The organism is Anaerococcus vaginalis ATCC 51170 (assembly GCF_000163295.1).
GTDB classification, from domain to species: domain Bacteria; phylum Bacillota; class Clostridia; order Tissierellales; family Peptoniphilaceae; genus Anaerococcus; species Anaerococcus vaginalis.
Genome location: NZ_GG700527.1, coordinates 1518866 through 1542211, shown reverse-complemented (window position 1 = coordinate 1542211; position 23346 = coordinate 1518866). Strand labels below are relative to the sequence as shown.

The 23346-nt window shown below is 28.9% G+C and carries 20 protein-coding genes and 1 riboswitch; of the genes, 17 read left to right on the top strand and 3 right to left on the bottom strand.

The window, feature by feature from the left end; translation table 11 throughout:
• Nucleotides 1–436: 436 nt before the first annotated feature.
• Nucleotides 437–1675 (bottom strand): aminopeptidase, encoded by a 1239-nt coding sequence (locus HMPREF0078_RS07260; protein ID WP_039920611.1) that lies wholly within the window; start codon nucleotides 1673–1675, stop codon nucleotides 437–439.
• A 68-nt stretch (nucleotides 1676–1743) separates the two neighbouring features.
• On the opposite strand from HMPREF0078_RS07260, the gene pepF reads away from it, so the two are divergent.
• The 3 genes from pepF to HMPREF0078_RS07245 all read left to right on the top strand — a co-directional run bounded on the left by pepF (nucleotide 1744) and on the right by HMPREF0078_RS07245 (nucleotide 5883).
• Nucleotides 1744–3543 (top strand): oligoendopeptidase F, encoded by a 1800-nt coding sequence (pepF, locus tag HMPREF0078_RS07255; RefSeq protein WP_039920610.1) that lies wholly within the window; start codon nucleotides 1744–1746, stop codon nucleotides 3541–3543.
• Nucleotides 3544–3645: 102 nt separating this feature from the next.
• Nucleotides 3646–4818, top strand: a complete 1173-nt coding sequence (locus tag HMPREF0078_RS07250; RefSeq protein ID WP_004839495.1) for a hypothetical protein — start codon at nucleotides 3646–3648, stop codon at nucleotides 4816–4818.
• Between the two features lie 387 nt (nucleotides 4819–5205).
• A complete protein-coding gene (locus HMPREF0078_RS07245; RefSeq protein WP_004839494.1) occupies nucleotides 5206–5883 on the top strand; it encodes a CPBP family intramembrane glutamic endopeptidase in 678 nt (225 codons plus the stop codon).
• Nucleotides 5884–5965: 82 nt separating this feature from the next.
• Here the strand turns inward: HMPREF0078_RS07245 and HMPREF0078_RS07240 are convergent, their stop codons facing one another.
• Entirely contained in the window at nucleotides 5966–6946 is a 981-nt protein-coding gene (locus tag HMPREF0078_RS07240; RefSeq protein WP_050756656.1) for a hypothetical protein, read from the bottom strand.
• A gap of 392 nt (nucleotides 6947–7338) precedes the next feature.
• Between HMPREF0078_RS07240 and HMPREF0078_RS07235 the strand changes: the two genes are divergently transcribed.
• The 8 genes from HMPREF0078_RS07235 to HMPREF0078_RS07200 all read left to right on the top strand — a co-directional run bounded on the left by HMPREF0078_RS07235 (nucleotide 7339) and on the right by HMPREF0078_RS07200 (nucleotide 13747).
• Entirely contained in the window at nucleotides 7339–8004 is a 666-nt protein-coding gene (locus HMPREF0078_RS07235; RefSeq protein WP_004839493.1) for a winged helix-turn-helix domain-containing protein, read from the top strand.
• A 233-nt stretch (nucleotides 8005–8237) separates the two neighbouring features.
• Nucleotides 8238–8352: riboswitch (FMN riboswitch) on the top strand.
• A 277-nt stretch (nucleotides 8353–8629) separates the two neighbouring features.
• Nucleotides 8630–9226 (top strand): ECF transporter S component, encoded by a 597-nt coding sequence (locus HMPREF0078_RS07230; protein ID WP_004839492.1) that lies wholly within the window; start codon nucleotides 8630–8632, stop codon nucleotides 9224–9226.
• Nucleotides 9227–9460: 234 nt separating this feature from the next.
• Nucleotides 9461–9886 carry a tRNA (adenosine(37)-N6)-threonylcarbamoyltransferase complex ATPase subunit type 1 TsaE gene (tsaE, locus tag HMPREF0078_RS07225; protein ID WP_004839491.1) on the top strand — a complete coding sequence of 142 codons (426 nt, stop codon included), beginning with the start codon at nucleotides 9461–9463 and terminating at the stop codon, nucleotides 9884–9886.
• Nucleotides 9887–9894: 8 nt separating this feature from the next.
• Nucleotides 9895–10563: a tRNA (adenosine(37)-N6)-threonylcarbamoyltransferase complex dimerization subunit type 1 TsaB gene (gene tsaB / locus HMPREF0078_RS07220; protein ID WP_004839490.1), complete on the top strand. Its 669-nt coding sequence runs from the start codon at nucleotides 9895–9897 to the stop codon at nucleotides 10561–10563.
• On the top strand, nucleotides 10556–10993 hold the full coding sequence (gene rimI, locus HMPREF0078_RS09300) for a ribosomal protein S18-alanine N-acetyltransferase (RefSeq protein ID WP_004839489.1): 438 nt from the start codon (nucleotides 10556–10558) through the stop codon (nucleotides 10991–10993). Before tsaB ends, rimI begins: the two co-directional genes overlap by 8 nt.
• Entirely contained in the window at nucleotides 10994–12004 is a 1011-nt protein-coding gene (tsaD, locus tag HMPREF0078_RS07210) for a tRNA (adenosine(37)-N6)-threonylcarbamoyltransferase complex transferase subunit TsaD (protein WP_004839488.1), read from the top strand.
• A 17-nt stretch (nucleotides 12005–12021) separates the two neighbouring features.
• Nucleotides 12022–12369, top strand: coding sequence for a hypothetical protein (locus HMPREF0078_RS07205; RefSeq protein ID WP_004839487.1), 348 nt, complete (start codon nucleotides 12022–12024; stop codon nucleotides 12367–12369).
• Entirely contained in the window at nucleotides 12353–13747 is a 1395-nt protein-coding gene (locus HMPREF0078_RS07200) for a S41 family peptidase (protein WP_004839486.1), read from the top strand. Before HMPREF0078_RS07205 ends, HMPREF0078_RS07200 begins: the two co-directional genes overlap by 17 nt.
• 349 nt (nucleotides 13748–14096) lie before the next feature.
• Here HMPREF0078_RS07200 and HMPREF0078_RS07195 read toward each other — a convergent pair whose 3' ends face one another.
• Nucleotides 14097–15416, bottom strand: a complete 1320-nt coding sequence (locus HMPREF0078_RS07195; protein ID WP_004839485.1) for a C1 family peptidase — start codon at nucleotides 15414–15416, stop codon at nucleotides 14097–14099.
• A gap of 258 nt (nucleotides 15417–15674) precedes the next feature.
• Here HMPREF0078_RS07195 and HMPREF0078_RS07190 point away from each other — a divergent pair, with 258 nt between their 5' ends.
• The 6 genes from HMPREF0078_RS07190 (at nucleotide 15675) to HMPREF0078_RS07165 (ending at nucleotide 23345) form a co-directional block, all read left to right on the top strand.
• Nucleotides 15675–17114, top strand: a complete 1440-nt coding sequence (locus HMPREF0078_RS07190) for an LCP family protein (RefSeq protein WP_039920609.1) — start codon at nucleotides 15675–15677, stop codon at nucleotides 17112–17114.
• A 147-nt stretch (nucleotides 17115–17261) separates the two neighbouring features.
• Complete coding sequence (locus HMPREF0078_RS07185) at nucleotides 17262–19223, top strand: polysaccharide biosynthesis protein (protein WP_039920753.1); 1962 nt, start codon at nucleotides 17262–17264, stop codon at nucleotides 19221–19223.
• Nucleotides 19224–19234: 11 nt separating this feature from the next.
• Nucleotides 19235–20440 (top strand): DegT/DnrJ/EryC1/StrS family aminotransferase, encoded by a 1206-nt coding sequence (locus tag HMPREF0078_RS07180; protein WP_039920751.1) that lies wholly within the window; start codon nucleotides 19235–19237, stop codon nucleotides 20438–20440.
• Between the two features lie 31 nt (nucleotides 20441–20471).
• Nucleotides 20472–21482, top strand: coding sequence for an NAD-dependent epimerase/dehydratase family protein (locus HMPREF0078_RS07175; protein ID WP_004839481.1), 1011 nt, complete (start codon nucleotides 20472–20474; stop codon nucleotides 21480–21482).
• A complete protein-coding gene (locus HMPREF0078_RS07170; RefSeq protein WP_004839480.1) occupies nucleotides 21472–22116 on the top strand; it encodes a sugar transferase in 645 nt (214 codons plus the stop codon). Before HMPREF0078_RS07175 ends, HMPREF0078_RS07170 begins: the two co-directional genes overlap by 11 nt.
• A 29-nt stretch (nucleotides 22117–22145) precedes the next feature.
• Entirely contained in the window at nucleotides 22146–23345 is a 1200-nt protein-coding gene (locus HMPREF0078_RS07165; protein ID WP_004839479.1) for an ATP-grasp domain-containing protein, read from the top strand.
• Nucleotide 23346: the final 1 nt, after the last annotated feature.

The following is a 23346-nucleotide window of genomic DNA, read 5'->3' as shown; positions in this document are numbered from 1 at the left end:
ATATAATAAAAATGTTATCGTACCCAAACTGGTAACAGTTGGGAGGTGAGGTTATGGAAAAATTCGACTCTATGATTATATCTATCGTAGCTGGTATAATAGCAAATTATATCAGCAAGCGGCTAGATAGGTATATTAAAAGACGATAATTAGCACATAAAAAGACAGGAGCCGTCACTCCTGTCTTTTTAATTGGTCATGGTATATTCGACTCCATGTTTAATATTATTTTACATCTTTTTATTTTATTTTCAATATGTTTTCATTATATATATTTAAAAATCTACGTTATATAATTTTATGCTTACATTAAAAATGAGATCTCTGGATTAATTTTAGAATATAATTTACTTTTACTTTGCCTAATACTCAAAAATTAAGCTACTTACATACTAATCTATTATTCTATATTTAATCATTTTTAAAATAAAATATTTTACGCCCAATTTCCATCAACAAATACGTCAAATTCTTCCCCGTCTTTGTAGGCTTTTATATTTAAATCCTTTGCTCCTACCATAAAATCTTCATGGATTAGAGAATCATTTAAGCCTATTTTGTGAAGATCTTTATCATCAACTTCTGTTCCACCTTTTACTGTTGTTGGGTAGGCTTTTCCAAGGGCGAAGTGGCAGGATGCGTTTTCGTCAAAAAGGGTGTTAAAAAATAAAATATTTGATTTTGAAATTGGTGATTCGTATGGAACTAGGGCAATTTCTCCTAAATATTTTGCATTTTCGTCTGATTCTAACATTTCTTTTAATGTATCGTAGCCTTCTTCCGCTTTAAAATCTACAACTTTTCCATTTTCAAATGTAAATTCAAAATTATTTATTATAACCCCATTATAAACGAGTGGTTTTACAGCAACGAGTCTTCCATCAACTCCGTCAAATTGAGGGGAAGTGAAAACTTCTTCTGTTGGAATATTTGGCAAAAATAAATCGCCTTTTTCATTTTTTGATGAAGCTGACATCCAAATGTGATTTTTTGGCAATTTTACTCTCAAATCGGTTCCGTTTTTTGATGAGTAATGAACTTCATCAAATTGGTGAGAATTTAAAAATTCTGCTTTTTCATTCAATAAAGAAACATGGTCGTTCCAATTTTTCTTGGTTTTTCCCCAATCTTCATCAACACGACTTACGTCAAAAATTACTTCCCATAATTTGTCTACTGCCTTTTCTTCATCAAGGTCTGGGAAAATTTTCTTTGCCCATTTTTTGGTTGGATATGCAATTACAAGCCATGAAACCATATCGTTCATTGTATATTTTACAAAATCTTTTAATTTTAAAGAATTTTCTCTGACCGCTTCGGCTATCTTTTTTTGGTCCAAATCTTTTAACAAATCTGGGTCATCGCCAATTATAGAAATCCTATTTGACCTATGTTTTTCAAGTTGGTAAATATTTTTTTCTATAATATAATCAGGAACTTCATTCAATGTTTCTTGGTCTTCGTAGGTATATTTTAATTTTGTAAGCTCTTCATCCTTCCAATTAATGCTTACAAGTCTTGAACCTTTCTCGTAGGCATATTTTGCAATAAGTCTTGCAAGAGTAGGATCTTCCAAGGAAGAATTTATCAAAACGTCTTCATTTTTTTGTACATTTACACCAAATTCAACTGCAAGTTTGGCATAATTTTCTAATTTATTTTTGTTTACTGTCATATTTTCCTCCGTTTTTTTCATTATACTATATTGTGATGGTATAATAAAATTTAGAAATGGAGGATATTATGGTAAAAAGAAATGAAGTTGATATAAAAGAAACATGGAAATTGGAAGATTTATTTGAAAATGATGAGAAATTTTATGAAGAACTTGATAAAACAATCAAAAAAAGTGAAAATTTCAAAAAAACTTACAATGAAATAGATTCTTCCGATAAATTATACAAGGGATTAAAAGATTTGTCCGAAATTTATGGGGCCATGCACAGGTTGGGATCTTTTGCAGGAATTTCTACAGAAGTTGACGCCAATGACCCACATCCACAAAAAAGATATGCAAATTTTGGAGCAAAGGCAAGTGAAATCAATGCAAATTTAGCTTTTTTTGATGGGCTTTTGACAAAAATTGATGAAAAAATTGTAAATGAAGTGAGAGAAAATCACAAAGATTATGATTATTTTCTAAAAAGAGCCTTGGACAAAAAATACCATATTTTGGATGATGCAGCTGAAGAAGTTATTTCAAAATTGTCTCCGACTTTTGACGCTCCTTACGGAGAATATGCGTCTTTGCGTTATGGGGATATAAAAGTTGATGATATAAAAATTGACGGAAAAAATATTCCATTAAATCACAATACTTTTGAAGAATATTATGAAACTGATAAAAATGCAGAAATTAGAAGGGCTGCTTTCAAAAATTATCATAAGGCACTTTCTCGCTACGAATCAGGAAACGGAGCAATTTATAATACCCACATAAATAATGAAAAAATCCTTGCAAATTTAAGGGGATTTGATTCAGTAATCGATATGCTTTTGGATTATCAAGATATTCCAAGAGAAATTTATGACAATCACATTGATACAATTATGGAAAAACTTCCAAAGCACATGAGAAAATATGCAAATATTTTGAAAAAAGTTTACAAACTTGACGAGATGACTTATGCGGATTTGAAACTTTCAATTGATTCTGGTTTTTCAAAAGAAATTGAAATCGAAGAGGCAAGAGATTATATAATCGATGGGCTTAAAGTTTTGGGAGAGGATTATGTAGAAATGCTCAAAAAAGCCTTTAGTGATAGGTGGATTGACTATGCACAAAACGAAGGAAAAAGAACTGGAGCATTTTGCGATACACCTTATGGATCTCATTCATATATAATGACAACCTACAACAAGGACATGAGCCAAGTTATGACTCTTGCTCACGAATTGGGACACGCTGGACATTTTGAAAATACAAATAAAAACCAAGATGCAATAAACACAGATGTTTCAATGTATTTTGTAGAAAGTCCATCAACAGCAAATGAAATCACCATGGAAAGATATTTACTAAAAAACGCCAAAGACGATAGGGAAAAATTGTGGGTTTTGGATACAATGATTTCAAAAACCTACTACCATAATTTCGTAACCCATTTTCTAGAGGCAGCTTTCCAAAGAGAAGTTTATGAAAGAATTGACAAGGGAGAAAGCCTTACAGCAGGAGATTTCAAAGAAATTTTTGGTGAAAAATTAAAAGAATTTTGGGGAGAAGATGTAAAACTTGTAGAAGGAGCTGACCTAACATGGATGCGTCAACCACATTATTACATGGGACTTTATCCATACACCTATTCAGCAGGACTTACAATAGGAACAAAAGTTTCCGACAAAATAATAAATGGAAACGATAAAGACATAAAAAATTGGAGAGAAGTTTTAAACTTAGGCTCAACCCTAAGCCCAATGGATCTTGCAAAAAAAGCTGGAGTAGATATGACAAATACAAAAGCCTTAGAAGAAACCATTGAATTTATAGGAGAAATAATTGACCAAATAGATGAGCTTTGTGAGAAGCTTGGGTTGTATGAATAAAATAATTAAGAATAAAAAAAACTAAAGGAAGGAGATGATTCTTCCTTTTTTTATTTTTTTGGGTAGAAATAGAGTAAGAAATATTTATTATCAGGAGGAGCTATGACAAAAAAAGAACTTACAATTGACGATGTAAATAAAGCTTTAAAAAAATTTGCAGAAAATGAAGATTTAGATGCAAAAAATCCTTATTTAAAAGAGGACGGTAAAATTTTTGATAAGATAGTTGGGGAATTTTGTGAGTCTTTAAATTCTAAAAATTCAAACGAGGGTTTCTATTGGTTAGAAAAATTTGGTGTTATTTCAGAAGGAGAAAAGTACAAGCCTAATGTAAATTATGGTATGCCAACACATGTGCATGGAGATTATAAAAATGGTTTAATATATCTTTGTTTACTAAATCCAGGTATGCAAATAAATGATAAAGAAAAATTTGATAATATTAAGTCTTATTATGAAGCTTTATCTAAAAAGGTAGAAAAAGGATTGACAAAGGAATATGGAGAATCAGATTATTATTTTTATGAACAAATGGATTTAGAAATAAAAGATAATTATAGAAATTTAGATAAAGAAATGGTTAAAGAATACATATACGATGAAAAAACTTCTATACTAACCAAGGAATTATTGAAAATAAAATATTATCTCCAAGAAAATGAATTTGATAAAACATGGAAAAAGCTAAAGAAAAAAGATGATTTAACTAGAAATATTTACTATATATGGCATTATTTTAAAAAATTATTAAAAGAATCTACCTATTTGAATTATAATAATTTGCCAGATGATTATAAATTGTATGGGGAAAGTAAAGATAAAGCTAGAGGAGTTACCACAAATAAAGTTGTAAATATTGAATTATGTCCTTTTAGATCAAAAAATGCAAATGCAGTTAAGAAATTAAGTAGAACTGACTATGGAAAATTTTCCGCTTATATAATTTGGTATAGAATTGGACAATATTTAAATGATTTAGAAAAAGATAATAATACAGAAAAACCAATATTTATTTTTAGATCTTATTGCAATAAAACAAGTCCTGATTGGAAAGATATATTAGTGGATACATTGTATGAAATAAACAAAGAAGAAATAGATAGTGAAATTATAAAAGAATATATCAAAGTATTTGAAAGAGAATATTTTTATATTTTCAACTCTCAAAATGGAATGATAAGTAAGGGTAATTTATCTTATTTTGATAAAAATAATGAAAAGAAAAAAATAAGCAGTAAACAATTTGATGAATTAAGAGAATTGGTAAAACAATAATAAGTAACTAATCTATCTTAATTTAAATTCTTAGAAAATCTTTAAGGAAATAGAAATTTATAATCAAAAAATAAATAAGAGATCTCTCGACAAGATCGAGATGGGTTTTACTTTGTCTAGAGTTATTATTGATATTGATGTAATTAAGTAAAAATAATAATAAAATAAAACTAGACCTATATTAAGAAAAATCAAAAAATAAAACTTTAGCAATTAAAATAAAGATGCCATCACCCATCCCGACCTAAGTGGAGGGATCTCTTTGGATTGGTACGATTAGAGAAATATTTCTCACTTGATGAGTTTTTATTTCTTCCTTATTGTAAATTTTAAATTTCTTTTATTTTTGGGTAAGTATATAAATACATATATGTAGAAAGGAATTTTATGAAATATTTATCTAAAAGATTTACCGGAAATTATGGGATAATTAAATTTGTTTTTTTGTTATTATTAACTTTGTTTGGAGCTTTGCCTGCAAGTTATAGTATTTTGATTAGGGGCGTGGACAAGTCTTTGCTTTATATTATTACTGGGGCTTATCTTCTTGCGGCTATTTTATTTTTTCTTATTTTTTATAGGAAATTTGAATTGTCTGGGGGATTTTTTGCAAATTTAAAAGTGATTTTGATTTCTCTTGTGGCAATTTATGCTTTGTCTTTTTTGATTGAATTAGCTTTTGGGGATAATATTTCAAATCCTCAAAATCAAGAGGCGATTGAGTCTATGCTTAGGAGAAATTTTTCTCCGGCTCTTCTTGCTCATATAGTTTTTTTGGGACCTCTTGTTGAAGAATATACTTTTAGGGAATATCTTCCTGGTGTTTTTAGAAATATTTTCAAAAGACGTGATCAGGATTTTAAGGATTTTTTCGCCCTTATTTTGGCGAATGTTTGTTTTTCTCTTGCCCATCTTCCAACTGATATTTATAGTTTTTTGGTATATTTTTCAATTGGTTTTGTCCTTGTTATGGTAATATTTTTGACAAATAATTTAAAATTATCAGCTTTTGTGCATATTTGTTGGAATTTATTGTCAAGTGTGATTTTATATTATGCTATTTAATTTTTAAAATATTAAATAAAAATGGACTGTTGCAAGATTAAATGTTTTTTCATTGTGCAACAGTCCTTTTTTTCGTAAATTTTTATTTATTATTTTCTTGTGGATTTTCTTGTTTTTTTTCTTCGATATTATTTTTTTTGAAACCAGAAGAAAAGTCGTAAGCGCCACGTTTGATTATTATGTCATCATTTTTTGATTTTGTATTTTTGTCTTTTTCTTGATTTTTCTTATCTTTTGTGGATTTATTTTTATTTTCTTTTTCTTTTGTATCTTTGGCTAAATCAGATTTTTCAGAAATTTTTTCTTTTTTACTCTTGTTTTCTTCTTCTTTTATATTTTCATTTGTTTTTTCACATTTAACTTCTTCCTTTAATTCTTCGCTTGGTTTTGTTTGGTTTTGTTTGTCATTTTCTAAAGAATTTTCAGGTGCATTTTTTGCGTCTGTATTTAAATCTGAAAGATTATCATATTCTTTATTTTTAATTGCTAGGGCAAAAAATACTATTGAAACAACAAATAAAATTATTGCCAAAATTACCAAAAATTTAGCAAATTTTGCTTTTTGTGGGTCAAAATCATTGGCTAAATTTTGTAAAGCTTGACTAATGTTTGCAAAACTTCCTTCGATTGCTCCCAAGTCTGGATTTGAAAAATTAATTGCCATAATATTTGCTTTAACTACTTTAACAAATTCCATCAATGGAGAAATTGTAATAAAAGATATTAATAAAACCAATGTTCCAGCAGCTGAGAAAATATATTTTTTAATTTGTTCTTTAAAAATAAAAATTCCAGCAATTAACAAAACTAGATTTACAAAAAATAAAAATTTGATAAATCCTATGTATTGAATTATATTTTTGAATTTTCCAAGATATTCAAAAATAGCAAATTCCATTTGGCTTAAAAAATCTTCAATATTACCTGCGCCGTTTTCAATGGATTCGTAAATATTTGAAAATGATTTCATCTTCGCCAAAATCATTCCCAAATAAAGTACCAATAATGAATTAGTAATAATTTGTCCAATATAGACAGCAAGTTTTCCCTGTTTTTTTGTCATAACTTCCTCCTTAATAATAAAATATAACGGGAAAATATCCACATAATTTATACAAAATATTATATCATATTTCAATAAAATTTTCTGGATTTTTTATCTTATAATTTATTGAAAGAAAATCTTGCATAAAACAATCAAATAATCATATAAAATAAATATTGGAATTTAAAAGAAAAATGAGGTAAAATAAACTTCGGAAAATTTAAAAGGATTTTGAAAAATTTTAAATTGTTTGAAATGAGCGATTTTAAAATAATTTTCAAAGCTTAAATAATTCTATAATAATTGTGAATATTTATATTGATATTTGCAAGAATTTTCTATATAATATAATAGTAATGAGTGAAATTATTACAAATTAACGTGATAATATTTAAAAGTTAGGAGACCTTATGAAAATTGCATCGATGGAATACAAAAATGGGATTTCTAACTTGCTCAACTCTAAATTTGATGAGAATGAAGTTGTTGTAAAAAAATATGAGAATTTTGAAGACATTATTCTTGAAGATGATTTGTCGGAATTTGATTTAATTTTAGTGGATATGACTCATACTAGGTGTATTGAGCTTATCCAGTACATAAAACAAACAACAAATATTCCGGTAATTTATCTTACAGATAGGTACAAAAAAAGTCCCTATGAGGCAAAAATTGACGACAAGGATTTTGTAATTCATTCTTATTCAAGAGATGAATTTATAAAATATACTTTGAAAAAGGTCGAAGAAATTAACAATTCCAAAATTATTTCTTTTGGTTTTTGTTCAATTGAAGTGGACAATGGGATTTTTAGGATAGGAAATGAAATTTTAGATCTTACAAAATCCGAAATTAGTCTTTGTACAATTCTAATAAAAAATATGAACAGACCAGTTTCAAAAGAAATTATTGTAAAAGAAATGTCAAAAATGGGAATTGAAACAACAGACAGATCAGTTAGAGAGCATGTTAGAAAAATCAGAAAAGAATTTAAAAAAGCAAAACTTGAACCAATTAAAACAGTAAGAGGACAAGGATACGAATGGATTTTAGAATCTTGTGAAATAGGAAATTAGCCCCATTTATACAATGATTTTTATAATATAGAATATGAATAATTTAAATAGCCCAAATCTAACTAGCGGGAGAGGTATAAAAATTTTAAAATTGGAAAATTTAAATTTTGAAATTTTTATACTTTGTTAGATGGGTTATTTTTTTGAAAAAATTTAGAGATTTTCAAATGCAAATAAAAAAATAAAATTGATATTGATTATCTTGTGCCACAAATTATTTTGTGATATTATATAAATATCTTCAGGGTGAGGTTTGATTCCTAACCGGCAGTTAAAGTCTGCGAGTTTTTTACTGAATGGGTGAAATTCCCATACCGACAGTTATAGTCTGGATGAGAGAAGATATTCTTTTTTATGAGAAATTATTTAGCCCTGAAAGGGCACGGATCGTATACAAACCCTCAAGCACGAATATCTGACTTCAAAAATTGTTGATTTCTAAATTTCAAAATTCTAAAATCGCAAACTCGCTAACGCTCAAACAGTGCGATTTTTAACGAATTTTAAAATTTGAAATCAAATCAATTTTTTCCGTATGATATTCTTAGCATGAGGATTTGTAAACTTTGTCAACAGTCTGAGCCCTGAAAGGGCATTTTTTTATGCCAAATTTTAGGAGGATTTTATGAGTCATGATCAAAAAAAATTAAGAAACTTAGTTAAAGTTGGAATACTTTCAGCCATGAGTTTTATACTTATGTTTATTCAATTTCCAATTCCAGTTGCACCACCTTTTATGAAAGTTGACCTTGCAGATGTGCCAGCTCTTATTGGTGGATTTTCGATGGGGCCTTTGTATGGAGTCTTAATTCAACTTATCAAAAATATTTTGAATTTGAGCAAGACAAGCACAGGTGGAGTTGGAGAAATTTCCAATTTTATAGTTGGAGGACTTTTTGTATTTGTATCAGCAAGTATATATAAAAGGAAAAAAACCAAAAAAAATGCAACTATAGCTATGATTTGCGGAATGTTAATTATGACACTTGCAGCAACCTTATCAAATGCCTTTGTAATTTTTCCACTTTATGGAAAAGCAATGGGAGTAGAAATGAGCGCCTTTGTAGCTATGGCACACAAAACAAATACTTTAGTAAATTCTTATTTTACTATGATGCTTTTCGCGATTGTTCCATTTAATTTGATAAAAGGTTCAATAGAAATTTTGGTAACAAAATTATTATACAAACACGTTTCAGGAATTTTGCACGATAGAAAATAATTATTTTAAATTTTAAAAACAGACTTTGTGGTCTGTTTTTTTGATTTTTTTGAAAGCTGAAATTTATTATTTTATAAATTTAATAAAAGAGATCTCTATTATTATTTTTGGAGATAGATAGAATTTTATTTTTACCTTAAAAATCATTGGATTTTTTTTATTTTAGACTATAATATATCTTACAAAAAGCTTCAAATTAAACTTTTGTAGTATAATAGATTAGAAGGAGTTTTTATGAGAATTAATTCTTTAAAGGAAATGGAAGATTTTGCTTTTGATTTTTCTAAAAAATTGAAAAAGGGCCAAGTTGTAAATTTAATTGGAGAAATGGGTAGTGGCAAAACTACTTTTGTTTCTTTTGTTTGCAAATATTTTGGAATTTCTAATACTTCATCTCCAACTTTTGCTATCGTAAATATTTATAATGGAGAAAAGCAAGGGGAAGATTTTCCAATTTATCATCTAGACCTTTATAGGTTTGAAGATCCTGATGAAATTTTAGATATAGATTTTGAAAATTATTTTTACCCAGAGGATGCTGTAACATTTTTGGAATGGGCAGATAAGGCAGAGGATTATCTTCCAGATGATATGATTGAAGTTAATATAGAAAAAATTGATGAAAACGCTAGGGAAATTAGCGTGAAATTTTTAGATTAGGAGATTTTATGAGGGTTTTAGGAATTGATACTTCCACAATGATTTCTACTGTAACTGTTGTTGAGGATGAAAAAGTCATTGGGGATTTTAATGTAAATCAAGAAAAAACTCATTCGGAATCGCTTGTGCCAATGATTGAAACTTTATTAAATCTTTTGGGACTAAAGCTTTCTGATATTGATATTTTTGCCATTAGCCAAGGGCCGGGATCTTTTACGGGTTTAAGAATTGGAATGACAATTGCAAAGACTTTTGCCCAAGTTGGAAATAAAAAATTAATTCCAGTTTCAACTTTGAAGGCTCTTGCCCTAAATTCTTCTTCGAATTCTTTTAAGGCTTCTATGCTTGATGCAAGGGGAAAAAGAATTTATGGGGCAATGTATGATGAAAATATGAATGAAATTGTTAAGGAAGATTTATATAATATTGATGATTTTTCGAAACTTTGTAATGAAAAAAATGTAGATTTTGATTTGGTTTCGGAAGTTGGTGAAAAATATAGGGACAAATTTGATAGGGCAAGAATTTTGGATTTTTCTTATAATTCTTGTATTGGAAAAAATTTGTGTAAGCTTGCTCTTTTGAAAAAAGATGAGGACTATGATCTTTATAAGCTTGTGCCAAATTATTTGAGAAAATCACAAGCGGAAAGGGATAGAGAAAAGAAAAATGATTAGGACAATGACTGTAGGAGATACGGATAAGGTTTATAAAATCGAATCTAGTGCTTTTTATAAGCCTATGCCTAAAAAGGATCTTATAAATGATATTGAAAAAAATAAGCACAAAGAGTGTTTTGTATATGAAAAAAATGGAGAAACTCTAGGCTTTTATATAATTTCAAAAATTTTGGATGAGATAGAAATTTATACTATTGCAGTTGATGAACTTTATCGTGGGCAAAATATTGGTTCATTTATGCTTGAGCACATGATAAATTTTGCAAAGAGTTTAAAAGTTTCAAAAATTTGGCTAGAAGTTTCTACAAAAAATTTTCCAGCTATAAATCTTTATCAAAAATTTGGTTTTGAAAAAATTAGACTTAGGGAAAATTATTATGCCAGAGTTCACGAAGATGCTTATATAATGTTAAAGGAATTGGATTAGATGAAAGATTTTTATACAATGGGAATTGAAACTTCTTGTGACGATTCTTCAGTTGCTATTTTGAAAAACGACAGGGAAGTTTTGATTAATTTAATATCATCACAAATTGATATACATAAAATATTTGGAGGAGTTGTGCCAGAAATCGCATCAAGAAAACATCTTGAGGCAATCAATCCTTTGATTGAAAAGGCGCTTTTAGATACAAATTTATCTTATAGCGATATTGATTTAATTTCTGTTACCAAAGGTCCTGGACTTATTGGTTCACTTTTGGTAGGAATTTCTGCGGCAAAGGCTCTTTCTTTGTCAGCAAATATTCCAATGATTGGAACAAATCATATGCAAGGCCATATTTGCGCAAATTATTTGTCAAATAAAGACCTAGAACCACCGTTTATTTCTTTGGTTGTAAGTGGAGGTCATACTTATCTTGTAAAAGTAAATGGCTATACAGATTATGAAATAATTGGAACGACAAGAGATGATGCTGCTGGAGAATCTTACGATAAAATTGCAAGGTCAATCGGACTTGGCTATCCAGGCGGACCAAAAATTGATAAACTTTCAAAAAAAGGAAGAAAGGATGCCATAGATTTTCCAAGAATTATGCTTGAAAAAGATTCTTACGATTTTTCATTTTCAGGACTTAAAACTTCAGTTTTAAATTATATGAACCACCAAAACCAAAAAAATTTAGAAATAAACAAGGCAGATTTGGCAGCAAGTTTTCAAGAAGCCGTTGTAGATGTTTTGGTAGAAAAATCTATGCGATTGATAGATGAAACAGGATTAAATACATTTGCAGTATCAGGAGGAGTTGCTGCAAATTCTAGATTAAAAGAAAGATTAAAAGAAGAATGTGAAAAAAGGGGAGTCAAATTTTATTATCCAGATATAATTTTGTGCACAGATAATGCGGCCATGATTGCTATGGCAGGATATTTAAATTACAAAGCCGGAGCAAGGTCTGATAATTATTTGAAAGTGTATCCAAATTTAGGACTTTAATTTGATATAATAGACTTATGAGTAGAGAAATTACAAAATTAAAAACATACAATACAAAAAATAAAATAGCATACTTTCTTTACTTTTTGTCTGCAATTTGCGTTTTCGCTTTTGGCATATATTATAAAGAAGGTTTTGAAATAGCTGGTGGAATATTTTTGCTTTTAAGAGGAATATATTTAATAAAAACCAACAACAAAAGCACAGCTTCTATTTTGAGAAATGAAAAAAAAGGACTTTACTTTAAACTTTTGATGATAATGGCTTTTTCATTAATAAATCCAATAGGCATTCTTCCCTTTTTATATGAGATAAAAAAAAGAGATTGGGTTATAAATGGAGGACTTGATGAAGAAAAAAAGTAAAATAAGCATTTTATTTTTGGCGATTATTATTTTATTTTCATCATGCGCTCAAAGGAGATTAGACTATCTAGAAAAAAGAAAAGATAGTTTGATTTCAGAAAAAAAGCCAAAAGAGAAGAAAATAATAAAAATAAACCCAGATAAAATTGATGAATTTAAATCAATAGAAGCCTATATGGCATGGTATAAAAAATTAGATGGGCCATGCAAATTAGTTTTTGAAAATAAGGTAGAAAAAAAAGAATTAAGCCAAGAAGAAATGGTAGAAGATTTCAATTATCTTTTCAATGAAATTAGAGATAATTATCCATTTTTTGGAGTTTTGAAAAGGCAATACGGAGTTGACTTTTTGGCAAATTATTCAAAATATTTAAGCGAAATAAAATTTTGCAAAAACGACCAAGAATTTACAAACACTATGGGAAAAATAATGGAAGATTTGCACAATGACCACGCAACAATTGCACAAAAAGATTACGTAGAAGAAACCTTAGAATACTATTCACATTTTTGGACAGATCCGTCAATGTATTATGAATTTTTAACGCTGAACAAAGAAAGCGTAAGAGATAGATACGGAGTTGATGGAGTCCAATCAAATAAAGCTGATAGGAAAAAAATCAGGAGAAGAACCCAATACACAGAAAATTCCGGCGAAAATATGGAAGTAAAAATGCTAGCACCAAGTTTGGGACTAATAAAAATAAAAGAAATGCTAGCAGAATATGAGCTTTCAGAAGATATGAAAAAATTAGACAAATTTTTAGAAGAAAATCAAGATTTAAAAACAATAATAATAGACATCAGAGAAAATTCCGGTGGAAATATAGAATATTGGCAAGAATATCTTTTACCAAGACTCATAGACAAAAAAATTTCCGTAAACAATCACATGTTTTTTAAAGATGGAATGAGAACAAAACTATTATTAGAAAGCGAAGAGCTTGGATTTGAAGATATTTCAAATGTAAATATAGAAAAAATGGAGCTTGAACACAAAGAAGATTTAAAAGATTTTTCATATTATAGCAAAGACAAAATAGAAATCACTCCAATGAAAAAAAATAAATTTAAAGGAGATTTGTATTTATTAGTTGACGAAGGAGTATATTCAGCAGCCGAAGGAATGGCAAATTTTTGCAAAAACGCAAAAATTGCAAAATTAGTAGGCAAAAAAACCGGGGGCGATGGAGTAACACTTGGCTTAATAAATGACGTATGCCCAAATTCCGGCTTAGTTTTCACCTACACAAACACCCTAGGCTACGCACCAGATGGAAAAATAAACGAAGAAGAAAAAACAAACCCAGACATAAACACAGAAAGCCTAAACGAATCAATAGATACAATAAAAAAATTGGAAAAAATTGAGGAATAAATAAAAGTGGCTGATGCAAAATTATTTATAATCATAGTTTTGCAAAAGCCACTTTTTATTTAATTAAAAACTAAAATTTCTCAAAATAAATTAAATTTAAAAAATTTGAACATAATCAAAAGATAATTTTAATTTATCAAAAAATCGTTTCCGCTTGCTTTTTCGATTTGCTGAGGTATAATTTTTTACAAGAAGTAATACTACTTTTGTAAATTTTATAAAGTTGAACTTTGTTTAATCCCGGACTTATTTATTTTATACCGTATAACGTTCTTCTTTATTTTCCCAGCTTAGGCTGGGTTTTTTATTTGTATTAAGCCCAGCTTTGTAAATTTATTTTTCAAAGATTTTATTTTATATTTTTTAGCATTTTATACATCGGGTCAAACTCATCATAATAAATTTTTTCCTTATCAAAAGCCTCCATCACTTTTTTTGTCAAAAACTTCTTATCAACAATTAATTCAAAAGTATTTTCCCTAAACCATTTGTCAGTCATAGAAAAATATCCGTCGTGTCCGTTATCTTCTCCCCATGAATTTTCAATTTTCCAAAATTTTACGTCTTTATCTTTTTTGTCAAAGCCAGTAAGATTCATGGCGTGGCAGGCTGTAGAATATCTTGAATCAATTCTTTGAGCTTTTGTCATTTTGTCAAAATTGGTAAAAGTTTGGTCGAAATTAAATAAATTTTCATCCATAACTCCGCTTTCTCTGTCTTTATCTATGTCAACATCGCAAGCAAACCACATTGTTTCGTTGTTTTTTATAGATTTTTGAGCGGATTTACTCATTGTATCCATGTCAACATTAATTCCAACAAGATCTGGCAAATCTACTGCATTTTTTGCGTTTTTATCAACCAAAATCCTATTGTAAGGATGTCTCGGGTCATTTAATAATTTTATTTTTCCATCAAAAAAATCCCCAACGTAATTGTCAAAAAATTTCTTTGGCGTCATATCTTTTTCAATTTTGTAATTGTTGTCCTTGTCATAGTATTTAAAATCAAAATTTTCAACAGGTTTTCCAATGGATTTTACAAAAATATTGTAGGCATAGGATAGACCTTTTTTTCTTAAAATTTCAATTTCTTTTTCGTCATCCGTCGCTCTAATATCCATAGCGATTTTTTTGAGGGCATTTTCCAAAGTATAAAACATAAAAGAAGATTCCTCTGTATGGAAAAGTTCGCCCATATTTGTCTTTGGAACAATTCCATATTTTTTTATCAAATAATAGAAAAATTCAAAATATCCGCCATCTTCTGGAGTTGAATAGAAAACATCTTCAACTTTTCTATCTTTAATATCCAAATTTTTTGTATCAATTACTCTTTGCAAAAACAAATTTGCCTTTTCCATATTGTCATAAAAATAAAGAAAAGACTCAGAAAGCTCAAATTTTTCCATATTAAGTTTTTTGGCAATATGCATCCTAATCATATTAAGACCAGCAAACATCCAACATCTACCAGTTTTTCTTTGATTAGTAACTTCTTTAGTTTCAACTTCGTTAGAAAAAATAAAATCGTGTTTGTTGATAATATTTTTATTTAAAGAAGCCTCCATTATCCCCATATTTGAAATGGCATTTTCAATAACTTTATTTTTAGGATCTTTTTCATAATTTTTTTCTAATTCTTTAAATATTTTTTCATCTAATATCATAGGTCACCTCTTTCTTTGGAAATATTATACTTTCAACAAGGCAAAAAACGATAATAACTTGTTTTTATATTATAGTAAGAAGTTTTATTTGTTAATTTGAAAAATTATAAAAGAACTTTTAAAATTGATTTTTAAAAGTTATGAAAATCGCAAAATTTAAATGTTTGAGCTGCTTTATTATTGACAAATACTACAAGTTGTTATATCATTGTTTGAGAATAATTACAAATTTTAAATGAAGGAGAATTTTCCGAAGATATGATGAAAAATTTAATATCTAAAATTTCGATTTTTTTATCAACTATTGTGTACATAATATTTTTTTATTTTTTAAATAAATATAGCATTTTGCCAGTGAAATATAGGTTTATAGTTTTGGGACTTATATTTTTACTTATTTTTGGATTTTCTTTATTGATTTTCAAAAGAAAAAAGGCTGGCAAGCCGATTAAAGCCTTTTTTATAATTGTACTTTTGTTTGTAAGTGCAGTGGAAGGCTTATTTATTTCTTACGCAAGTACTTCGATACAAACTGTTCAAAAAATAAATGACAAAAAAGAAGTAATCAAAACAAAAATGTCTTTTGTTGTTTTGAAAGAATCTCCAATTGAAACATTGGATGATTTGAATGAAAATCAGGTTGCCATAGCTAAGCAAGTGGACAAAGAAAATGTTAAACAAGCTTTAAAAAAATTCAAAAAAGAAAATGGCGATGATTTAAATGTTGAGGATTTGGGAGATTATTTAACTTTAGGTAACAGCTTAATTAATGGAAATGTTCAAGCTGTTTTATTAAATGAAGGCTTTAGAGAAATGTTAGATGATAATATTGAAGGATTTAGCCAAAAAACTAGAGTTTTAAAATCTTATTCTGTTAAGGGAGATCAAAAGCTAAATCAAAACAATGAAGTTGAAAAAGATCAAAGTTTTAATGTATATATTTCAGGAATAGACACTTATGGAGATCTTGCAACTGTATCAAGATCTGACGTGAATTTGATAGTAAGTGTAAATCCTAAAAAAGGAAAAATTTTAATAACAACAATTCCAAGAGATACTTATGTAAATATAGCTGGAATGGGAGATTATGCAAATGACAAATTAACTCACGCAGGCTTATTTGGAGTAGACACATCTATAAAAACTTTGGAAAATTTCCTTGATATAAATATAGACTATTATGCAAAAGTAAATTTCACAACTCTTATACAACTTATAGATTTATTGGGTGGAGTAGATGTCGAAAATCCTGTTGCTTTTGAAACCAATGGTGGCAAATATTTCCCACAAGGTACAATTCACATGGATGGAGATATGGCTTTGGCATATTCAAGAGAAAGATACCACCTTGCAGAAGGCGATTTTGATAGAGGAAAAAATCAAGTGAGAGTAATGACAGGTATAATAAAAAAATTATTATCAACTGAAACACTTTTGAATTTCAATTCGATAGCAGAAGTTGCACTTGATTCAGTAAATACAAATATGCCTTATGATAAAATGATAGAATTAGTAAATGGTCAAATAGATGACGCAAAGGACTGGAAAATAAAAAGTCAAGCAGTAACAGGAACAAGCGAACCAGGTCTACCATCATACCTAATGCCAGGAAGTAATTTATACATGATGAGAGCGGATGAAGAATCTATTGACCAAGTTCATGATGGGATTTTGAAAAATAATAAAACAGATAAATAAATATTTTAATTAAAAGGGTAAGGTATACAGTGCTTGAGATCTTTTTCTTAGTAAAAATTGTAAGCGGAGATGTCTTACCCTATGAGTATTTATATAAATAAAGAAAATTTAAAAAGTAAAAAAAGAAGAGCTATAAAAGGAATGAAAATGGATACTAAAAAAATAATAAATAAAAAAACATATATACTCTTAGTTTTTGATATTATAATCATTAACTTAGCATATTTTTTAGCTTTATTTTTAAGGTTTGATGGAAGTTTAATTCAAATACCAAGGATATATTTAAAAGCTTTTGAAAACTATGCTCTTATAAATACAGTTATAACAATTGCTATATATTCAGCTTTCAAGCTATATAGAATAATTTTGGAATATGCATCATATACTGAATTAATAAAAATAACTCAAGCAGTAGCTTTATCATTATTAGTTCATATTTTTGGTATTTCAATTCTGTTTCAAAGGATGCCATTGTCATATTTCGTATATGGATTTTTGATTCAATATACTTTTACAGTAGGAATAAGATTTGCCAACAAAATGTTTATACAAGGAAAATATAATCTATTAGACAAAAATCCAGAATTCAAAAAAGCAATAATAATTGGAGCAGGATCAGCTGGGCAGACAATAAAAGAAGATATAAACAAATCAAACAGACAAGAGAATACAAGCATAAAAGTAGTTGCTTTTATTGACGATAATCCAGAAAAAAAAGGTCAATATATAGACGGAACAATAATTTATGGTGGTAGAGATTCAATAAAAGAGCTTGTAAACAAAGAAGATATAGATCTAATACTAGTAGCCCTACCATCAGCCCAAGAAAATCAAAAAAGAGAAATCCTACAAATATGCAATGAAACAAATTGTGAGGTGAAAGTCCTACCAGGAATTTACCAATTAGTTTCAGGAAGTATTTCCATGTCTGGAATGAAAGATGTCCAAATAGAAGATTTATTAGGAAGAGATCCAGTAAAAATATTTTCAAACGAAACTTTTGATTACCTAAACGACAAAGTAGTCTTGGTAACAGGCGGTGGAGGTTCAATTGGATCAGAGCTTTGTAGACAAATCGCTCAATACGGACCAAAATTTTTGATAATATTTGATATTTATGAAAACAATGCCTACGAAATTGAACAAGAGCTAAAAAGAAATAATAAAGATTTAAAATTCATCACCTTAATTGGTTCAGTAAGAGACTATGCAAGAGTAAAAAAAGTATTCGAAACCTACAAACCAGAAATAATTTTTCACGCAGCAGCTCACAAACATGTTCCATTAATGGAAACAAGTCCAGTAGAAGCAATAAAAAATAACGTAAGAGGAACCTACATAGTAGCCCTACTTTCATTAATCTACGATGCAAAAAGATTTGTACTAATATCAACCGACAAAGCAGTAAACCCAACATCAGTAATGGGAGCAACAAAAAGAGTATGCGAGAAAATAATCCAAGGAATAAATGATATAAGACAAAACAAAGAATACGAAAAACTAGCAAAAGTAACAATCAACGATGGAGATAGGATAATAACAATAAATCCAAAAGATTACTTACAAGAAAAAAATCCAAAAACCGAATTCGTAGCAGTAAGATTTGGAAACGTACTAGGCTCAAATGGATCAGTAATTCCACTTTTCAAAGAACAAATAGCATCAGGTGGACCAGTAACAGTAACCCACCCAGAAATAATCCGTTACTTTATGACCATAAAAGAAGCAGTAAAATTAGTATTACAAGCAGGCTCAATGGCACAAGGCGGAGAAATATTTGTACTAGATATGGGAGAGCCAGTAAAAATAGATTACTTGGCAAGACAATTAATAAAACTATCAGGCTACAAGCCAGACATAGATATGCCAATAGTATACACAGGACTAAGACCAGGAGAAAAACTATACGAAGAAAGACTAATGGACGAAGAGCTCCTATCAGATACAAAAGTAGAAGGAATATCCGTAGGGAGACCATTAGAATTTTCAAGAGAAGAATTTTTCCAAAAACTAGACAAAGTAATAAACCAAGAAAACATAGACGAATTAGACATAGTTGTTACGATAAATACTTTAATAAGTACGTTTATAGGAAAGGGTAATAAATAATGACAAAAAAAATGAACATACCATTCTCACCACCAGACATTAGCGAAGAAGAAATTAATGAAGTAATAGATGCTTTAAAATCTGGTTGGATAACAACAGGACCAAAAACAAAAAAATTAGAAAAAGATTTGCTAGAATTTACAGGAACAAATATAGGAGTTTGTTTAAATTCTCAAACAGCAGCGGCAGAAATGACTCTTAGAGCTTTGGGAGTAGGAGAAGGCGATGAAGTGATAACAAGCGCCTACACATATACAGCAACAGCCTCAGTAGTAGACCACGTTGGAGCAAAATTAGTTTTAGTAGATACCCAAAAAGAAAATTTAGAAATGGACTACGAAAAATTAAAAGATGCCATAAACGAAAAAACAAAAGTAATAATTCCTATAGATTTGGCAGGCGTGCCTTGCGATTACGATAAAATATTTGAAATTGTAGAAGAAAAGAAAAATTTATTTAAGGCAAACAACGAAATTCAAAAAGCCTACAACAGAATAATAGTAATGTCAGATGCAGCTCATGCTTTGGGAGCAGAGTATAAAGAAAAAAAAGTAGGATCAGTAGCAGATTTTTCAAATTTTTCCTTCCATGCAGTAAAAAATTTCACAACAGCAGAAGGTGGATATGCAACATGGAAAGACAAAGAAGGAATAGACAACGAAAAACTCTACAAAAAATATCAATTATTATCCCTTCATGGTCAATCAAAAGATGCCCTAAGCAAAACAAAGCTTGGATCATGGGAATATGATATAGTAGGACCTTGGTACAAATGCAATATGACAGACGTATTAGCAGGAATAGGACTTGCCCAAGTAAAAAGATATCCATTACTTTTAAAAAGAAGAAAAGAAATAATAGAAAAATACGACAAAGCCTTTAGACCGTTAGGAATAAAAAGCCTAAACCACTTTGACCAAAATCACAAATCATCAGGACATCTTTATATAACACAAGTTCCAGGAATAGATACAGAACAAAGAAATAAAATAATAGAAGAAATGGCAGAAAAAGGAATAGCGTGCAATGTTCACTACAAGCCACTTCCACTATTAACAGCATACAAAAATTTAGGATTTGATATAAAAGATTATCCAAACGCCTACAATCATTACAAAAATGAAATAACACTACCTCTTCACACAAAACTTACTGATGAGGAAGTTGATTATATAATTGAAAATTATAGATATGTTATTGAAAATAGTAGTTTATAAATTATAAATGATTTAAAAGAGAGGTTTAATAATGTATATTATAATAGGAGCATCAAGTTTTATAGGTGTTTATACAGTCGAAGAATTTTTAAAACAAGGTTGTGAAATAATTGTAACAGGAAGAAATAATAAATTTAAAGAGCATTATGATAAACTAGGTGTAGATTATATAAACCTAGATTTGGTAAATAAAAAAGATTTTGATTTACTTCCTAAAGAAAATGTTGATGGAGTGATTCTTCTAAGTGGATTGTTGCCAGCAAACTCTAATGTAGATTTAGAGAATGAAGAAAATGCAGCAGATTATTTTGAAGTAAATACTATAGGAACTATAAACGTTCTTGAATATTGTAGAAAAAATAATATAAATAGAGTTATATCAACTTGTTCTTACGCTGATGTAAGGGGTGCTTGGGGAAAAAAAGCAATAACAGAAGAAGAACCACGTGATTTCATATATGAAGGAGATCATGCAGTATATATTTTTTCTAAGAATGCAGCAAATGATACAATGAAATACTATAATGAACAACATGGAATGAAAAATGCCTGGTTTAGATTTCCGCCAGTGTATGGTGTTGGACCTCATGATTCTCTTTATATAAATGGGAAATTAAAAAAATCTGGACTTAAAATTTTTATTGATAACGCAAAAAAAGGAAAAGATATTTGTATTTTTGGAGACAAAAATTTAAGTAGAGATATAGCTTATGTAAAAGATGTTGCACATGCATTTTATCTTGCTGTAAAAAGTGATAAAACTAGAGGACTTTATAATATGACATCAGGTCGTGGGGTTACTCTACAAGAACAAGCAGAAATAATAGCAGAAATCTGGGCTCCAAGTCCAGAAAGAAAATCTAAAATAACTTATAAACCAGAAATAAATAATAATACTAAATCTTATATGTTTTCAATGGAAAAGGCTAAGAATGATTTTGGATATGTTCCTAAATATTCTGATTTTAAATTGATGATGCAAGATTATAAGAAGGATTTAGACAATAATAAATATCAGGAGCTTTTTAAATATGTCAAGTAAAACTAAATTATCAGGGAGCTTAGTTTTTAGGGTTACAAAAAGAACCTTTGATATTTTGCTATCTTTAATATTGATGATACCAGTTATCTTAATTGTTATAATTTCATATATATTTATAAAAATTGAAGATGGTGGACCCTTATTTTATAAAGCGGAGAGAACTGGACTTTTTGGAATCCCATTTAAGATGTATAAGTTGCGTTCTATGAAAGAAAATGCTCCAGATATAAGGTTAGAAGATGGTTCGACATTTAATGGAGATGATGATCCTAGAGTGACAAAATTTGGTAAATTTGCAAGAAAAACAAGTATTGATGAACTTCCACAAATCATAAATGTTTTAAAAGGAGATATGAGTTTTATTGGTCCAAGACCTGATACACCAATGTACTTAGATAAATATACGGACGAAGAGAAAATTATTCTTACGGTGCGCCCAGGTATAACTGGTTATAATCAGGCTATTAACAGAAATTCTGTTTTAACAAAAGAAAAATTGGAAAATGATGTTTATTACGTGAAACACTTATCACTTTTTTTTGACTTGAAGATAATATTTATGACAATAAATACAATAATTATGCGTAAGAATATAAATAGAAATTATGAGGAAAGCAAAGATACTTTTGTTTAAAATAATAAATTATTGGAGTACATATATAAATGAAAAAAATAATGATATTAGGCGCAAGTATTTTACAAGTTCCTGCTATAGAAAAAGCTATAGATATGGGGCTTGAAGTCATTGCGGTTGATATAGATTCAAATGCACTTGGATTTAAAATACCAGATGTAAAAAAAGAAATTATTAGTACTATAGATATTGAATCTGTAATGAGTGCTGCAAAAAAACATAATATAGATGCGATAATGACTCTTGCTAGTGATATGCCAATAATGACTGTTGCAAAAGTTTCAAAGAAATTAGGGTTAGTTGGTGTTGATTTAGATACGGCTATAAAAGCAACAAACAAATCAAAAATGCGTGAATCTTTAAAAAGCTTTGGCGTGCCCGTGCCTTTATTTTATAAAGTTGATAGTCTAGATAAATGTATAAAAGCGGTTAATAAAATTAAGGATAAAGGTTACAAATGTATTTTAAAACCAGCTGATAATTCTGGGAGTCGAGGTATTGTATTACTACCTGATTTTAACGAGAAAACTATAAATATAGCTTATAATTATAGTAAAAATAATTCTAGAAATAAGATTGTAATGGTTGAAGAATTTATGGAAGGACCAGAAGTAAGTGTAGAGACAATCAGTGTAGATGGGAAATGTAATATAATTCAAATTACTGACAAAATAACAACGGGTGCTCCATATTTTGTAGAAATGGGACACTCTCAACCTAGCCAGCTACCAGATAGTATAAAAGATAAAATAAAAGAAATAACAATTGCTGCAAACAAAGCTATAGGTATAATAAGTGGTCCTTCACATACAGAAATCAAAATCACTCAAAATGGTCCAAAAATTGTAGAAATTGGAGCAAGGCTTGGGGGAGATAACATAACAACACATTTAACTCCTTTGTCTACAGGGGTTGATATGGTTGAAAGTTGCATAAAAATTGCTTTGGGAGAAAAACCAGATATAAGAATAAAATACGATAAAGCATCAGCAATAAGATATTTCGATCAAAGTCATGGGAGAATTAAGTCTATAAGAGGGGTGGAAGAAGCAAGTAAATTGCCTGGAATAATTCAAATATCAATAATTCACGGTAAAGATCATATTATTAATGGTATTAAAAGTAGTTCAGATAGAGTAGGATTTGTCATTGGACAGGCAGATGATTGTAAAGGAGCTATTTCAACTGTTATTAAGGCTTTAAGTCTTATAAAAATAGATCTTTATTAGG